The organism is Campylobacter concisus, assembly GCF_015229955.1.
Classification (GTDB): domain Bacteria; phylum Campylobacterota; class Campylobacteria; order Campylobacterales; family Campylobacteraceae; genus Campylobacter_A; species Campylobacter_A concisus_AT.
On sequence record NZ_JAAKYZ010000012.1, the window covers coordinates 1 to 4534 of the forward strand.

The window sequence follows — 4534 nt, forward strand, 5'->3', positions numbered from 1 at the left end:
TAGTAGCTTGTTTTTAATTTTAAAAAATAGTAAAATAGTATCAATTTAACTGAAAATAGGGCAATGATTTTACATAATGCATTTCTCAATCGCTTTTATTCATTCGCAACTTTTATTGAATCTTACAGTGGCTCAAATGTCGCAAAGATCGGTGAAATCGCACTTGCAAATGGCGGAGTACTATTTTTTGACGAATTTCCACACTTTTCTAAACAAGTGATAGAGAGCCTAAGAGAGCCACTAGAGGACAATCAAATCCACATCGCAAGAGTGAATTCAAAAGTGACTTATGAGACTAAATTTATCTTCGTAGCCGCTCAAAATCCATGCCCTTGTGGAAATTTATTCTCTCGCAATCTAAATTGCAAATGCAGTGAAAATGAGATAAAAAACTATAAATCAAGAATTTCAGCTCCAGTGCTCGACCGCATTGATTTAAAAGTTGCCATGGACGAGAGCGCGCCAGGTGACAAGGCGAGTTTGAGCTCACAGCAGATGAGTGAGATGGTCTTAAAAGCCTTTATATTTCAAAAAAGGCGCGATCAAGATGAACTAAATGGCAAGCTAAATGACGCACAAGTAGAAAAATTTTGTCTATTAGATAATGAAGCAAGAGAAATTTTACAAAAGGCGGCCTCGAGGTACAATCTTTCTCAAAGAGGCATAAAAAGGACACTTAGAGTGGCTAGAAGCATCGCTGACCTTGATGAGAGTGAGCAAATTTTAAAGCCCCACATCTTAGAGGCGCTTAGTTTTAGGGCATAAAGATGAAAAATTTATATTTAGATACGAGAATTTTAGACGAGAGGGCAAGAGAGAAATTTAACCTCAGTGAAGAAATTTTAATGGAAAACGCCGCCGCCGGCATAACAAATTTCGTACGTAAGAAATTTAAAAAAGGTATGAGGGTACTTGGCATTTGCGGTGGTGGAAATAACGGTGCTGACGTGCTTTGCACTTTAAGGATGCTAGAGGGCGAGTTTGAGTGCGAATTTATCCTGATTAGCCAAAATTTAAAGCCACTTGCGAGCAAACAGCTTGAACGTGCAAAACTAGCTAATGTGCACGAAAGCCACGATATAGATATTAGTTTAAAAGAGGCAAACTGTGTCATAGATGGACTTTTTGGCTCTGGTTTAAATAGAAATTTAGACGAAAATCACATAGAGCTTATCTCAAAGATAAACAAAAGTTCTGCCTACACCATCGCTTGCGATATGCCAAGTGGACTAAGTAACGATGGCAAGGTGCTAGGTGCTTGCGTAAAAGCAGACACCACTATCACGATGGGAGCTAGAAAGCTTGGGCTTTATAGCGACGCTGCAAAAGACTTTGTTGGCAAGATAAAGGTCGCTGATCTTGGCATAAGCGTGCAAAACTACGAGTGTGAGAGTGGCTATCACTTGCTTGAAAAACGCGACCTTGTGCTTCCAAATAGAAAAAATCAGTGCGTAAATAAGGGCGACTTTGGCCACGCATTTATCATATCTGGCGAGCATATAGGAGCTAGCAAACTTTGCGCAAAGGCGGCATTTGCCTTTGGGTCTGGGCTAGTTAGTGTGATAAGCAATGAGAGTCTAAATTTGCCAACGCAGATCATGCAAGCTAGCAAGATAAGTGAGAAAATGAACGCTGGAGCCGTTGGTATGGGGCTTGGCAAAAAGGGCGTAGAAGAGCTTGATGCACAAATTTTAAAGGGTAAAAAGCTAGTGCTTGACGCTGATATCTTTTATAGCCCAAAAGTGCGTGACCTGCTAGATGAGAACTGCGTCTTGACACCTCATCCAAAGGAGTTTTGCTCACTTTTAAGGCTTTGTAATATAGCAGATATCGACGTAAAAACATTACAAGAAAATAGATTTGCTTATGCTAAGTCTTGGAGCGAGAAATTTAAGGCCGTGCTCGTGTTAAAAGGCGCAAATACAATAATTGCTAAAGATGGAAAAATCTATATCATGCCTTATGGTAAAAATACGCTTGCAAAAGGCGGCAGTGGCGACGTACTAAGCGGACTTGTGCTAGCACTTTTAGCTCAAGGCCACGAGCCACTGGATGCTGCCATCTCGGCTACACTAGCTCATGCGCTTAGCCTTAGAAATTTTGGCAAAAACAGCTACGCGCTCGAGCCAACAGACATTATAAAAGGAGTAAAATGCTTACGAAAAAAATAGCCGTACTTTTTAGTGGTAGTGGCTCAAATTTAGAAGCGATACTTAAAAAAGTTCATAATCAAATTTTTAATGGCATAAAAATCGAAGTTTGCCTTTGTATTTGCAATAAACCTGCTGCATACGGCATCGAGCGAGCTAAGAAATTTGGGCTTGAGACGACGATAATAGAGAGTGCTAAATTTAAAAATCGTGAGGAATTTGACGCTACAGTTGTGGAGCAAATTTTAAAAAGCGGCGCTGAACTAACAGTGCTTGCTGGATTTATGAGGATATTAACTCCTGTTTTTACATCACAGATAAAAGCCATAAATTTACACCCTTCCATATTGCCACTTTTTAAGGGCGCTCATGCGATAAAAGAGAGCTTTGAGAGCGAGATGATGCTCGGCGGAGTTAGTGTGCACTACGTGAGCGAGGAGCTTGACGGAGGTAAACTCATCGCACAAAGAGCGTTTGAAAGAGAAGATAGTATGAGCTTAGAGGATTGGGAGAGCAAAATCCATGCGATAGAGCATGAAATTTTGCCTGATAGCATAATAAAAATTTTAACAAAGGAAGCAAATGTTTGAATGGTTTAGTTCGCCAGAAGCGTGGATATCACTACTTACGTTAACTGGTTTAGAGATAGTTTTAGGCATAGATAACATTATATTTATCGCTATTTTGGTAGGTAAACTACCTCAAGAGCAGCGCGGCAGTGGTAGGATTGTTGGCTTAGGGCTAGCTATGGTGACTAGAATTTTACTTTTACTTTCATTGTTTTGGATCATGAAGCTAACGAAGCCACTCTTTACTATCGCAGAATTTAGCATAAGCGGCCGAGATTTGGTGCTTATATTAGGCGGTCTATTTTTACTTGTAAAATCAACCCTTGAAATACATTCTAGTGTTTCTGGTGAAGGCGAAGAGCATAAAAATAGCAAAAAATCACATGCAAATTTCTTGGTTATTGTAAGCGAGATAGCTGTTTTGGATATTGTTTTTTCTCTTGACAGTGTTATCACGGCTGTTGGAATGGCTGAGCATATAGAGATAATGATCATAGCTGTTATTTTAGCAGTTGGTGTAATGATGATAGCGTCAAAAGGTATTTCTAATTTTGTAGATAATAACCCGACTATAAAAATTTTAGCACTTGCATTTTTGGTGCTTGTGGGCATGACACTAGTTGCTGAAGGATTAGGATTTCATATTCCAAAGGGGTATATCTATTTTGCGATGGCATTTTCATTGGCAGTGGAAAGTATAAATATCTATGCTAAAAAGAAAGCAATAGCTAAATAATATTTTTACGACGATGAAAAAGCTAATGATATGATGGATAAAATGTTAATCAAAAAATTTTAGCCCGAAAAGATAAATCTGTTGAAATTTGAAGGTAAAATTTTGATAAGCATAAAATGCATAATAGATAGTAGATCGATGTTTGTTTTGTTGTAATATCAGTGTAAAATATTCGTGTCAAGCTACTTAAAAATCCGTGAAATAAAGGACATACTTTATAGCTAGGTAGTAAAATAGAGAAGTATAAAAAGCTTGCGTGTGTAAAAAATTAAGTATTTGGCGAAGTATTAATTAATATTTTTGATTGAATTATCTTTTATATATAATTTCTATTAATTTAAGTGTTTTTTAATTGACTTTATAAAAAAAACAAGTTAAAATACGACTTTTTAATGAGGTAGTGGCATAAACTTACAAACACGACTCAGGCGGGGTGTAGCGCAGTCTGGTTAGCGCATCTGGTTTGGGACCAGAGGGCCGAAGGTTCGAATCCTTTCACCCCGACCATGTTAAATGGTGAGTGTAGCTCAGTCGGTTAGAGCATCAGATTGTGGTCCTGAGGGTCGTGGGTTCGATTCCCATCACTCACCCCATTTTGGGCGCTCGTAGCTCAATTGGATAGAGCGACAGACTTCGGATCTGTAGGTTATGGGTTCGACTCCTATCGGGCGCGCCACTTAAAATACTTTATGCGCTCATAGCTCAGCTGGATAGAGCAACGGCCTTCTAAGCCGTAGGCCTCAGGTTCGAATCCTGATGGGCGTACCACTTTATTATTGTTGTGCGGATGTGGTGAAATTGGCAGACACGCCAGACTTAGGATCTGGTGCCCCACGGCGTGAAGGTTCAAGTCCTTTCATCCGCACCATTCTTTTTATAGTTTTAGATAATCTTATGTTGTTAAAAATTAAAGTTAGCCTTTATTATAGAAAGTATTAGGTACTTTTTCTTGTTTCTTGACATGTAATAATGTTTTTTGTATAATCTCAATTCTTTTTTAAGCAAATGTCTTGCTAGCTCAGTCGGTAGAGCATCTCACTTTTAATGAGGGGGCCGTTGGTTCGAATCCAACGCAGGAC

3 protein-coding genes, 5 tRNA genes and 1 pseudogene are annotated in these 4534 nt (G+C 38.9%); all 9 read left to right on the plus strand.

Annotated features, from left to right (window positions below; all coding sequences use genetic code 11):
• Positions 1 to 129: 129 nt before the first annotated feature.
• Positions 130 to 765 (plus strand): annotated as a pseudogene (locus G6W45_RS09540) (ATP-binding protein); the annotation flags it as partial.
• A 2-nt stretch (positions 766 to 767) separates the two neighbouring features.
• Positions 768 to 2171: an NAD(P)H-hydrate dehydratase gene (locus G6W45_RS09545; RefSeq protein WP_194168333.1), complete on the plus strand. Its 1404-nt coding sequence runs from the start codon at positions 768 to 770 to the stop codon at positions 2169 to 2171.
• Positions 2153 to 2740 (plus strand): phosphoribosylglycinamide formyltransferase, encoded by a 588-nt coding sequence (gene purN / locus G6W45_RS09550; RefSeq protein WP_194168334.1) that lies wholly within the window; start codon positions 2153 to 2155, stop codon positions 2738 to 2740. Before G6W45_RS09545 ends, purN begins: the two co-directional genes overlap by 19 nt.
• A complete protein-coding gene (locus G6W45_RS09555; protein WP_084041818.1) occupies positions 2733 to 3455 on the plus strand; it encodes a TerC family protein in 723 nt (240 codons plus the stop codon). The genes purN and G6W45_RS09555 overlap by 8 nt, the downstream gene beginning before the upstream one ends.
• Positions 3456 to 3884: 429 nt before the next feature.
• Positions 3885 to 3962 (plus strand) — tRNA-Pro (locus G6W45_RS09560).
• Between the two features lie 9 nt (positions 3963 to 3971).
• Positions 3972 to 4048: transfer RNA gene (locus tag G6W45_RS09565), tRNA-His, on the plus strand.
• Positions 4049 to 4054: 6 nt separating this feature from the next.
• Positions 4055 to 4131 (plus strand) — tRNA-Arg (locus tag G6W45_RS09570).
• Positions 4132 to 4146: 15 nt separating this feature from the next.
• Positions 4147 to 4223, plus strand: a tRNA-Arg gene (locus tag G6W45_RS09575).
• 15 nt (positions 4224 to 4238) lie between these two features.
• Positions 4239 to 4323: transfer RNA gene (locus tag G6W45_RS09580), tRNA-Leu, on the plus strand.
• The last annotated feature ends 211 nt before the right edge of the window (positions 4324 to 4534 follow it).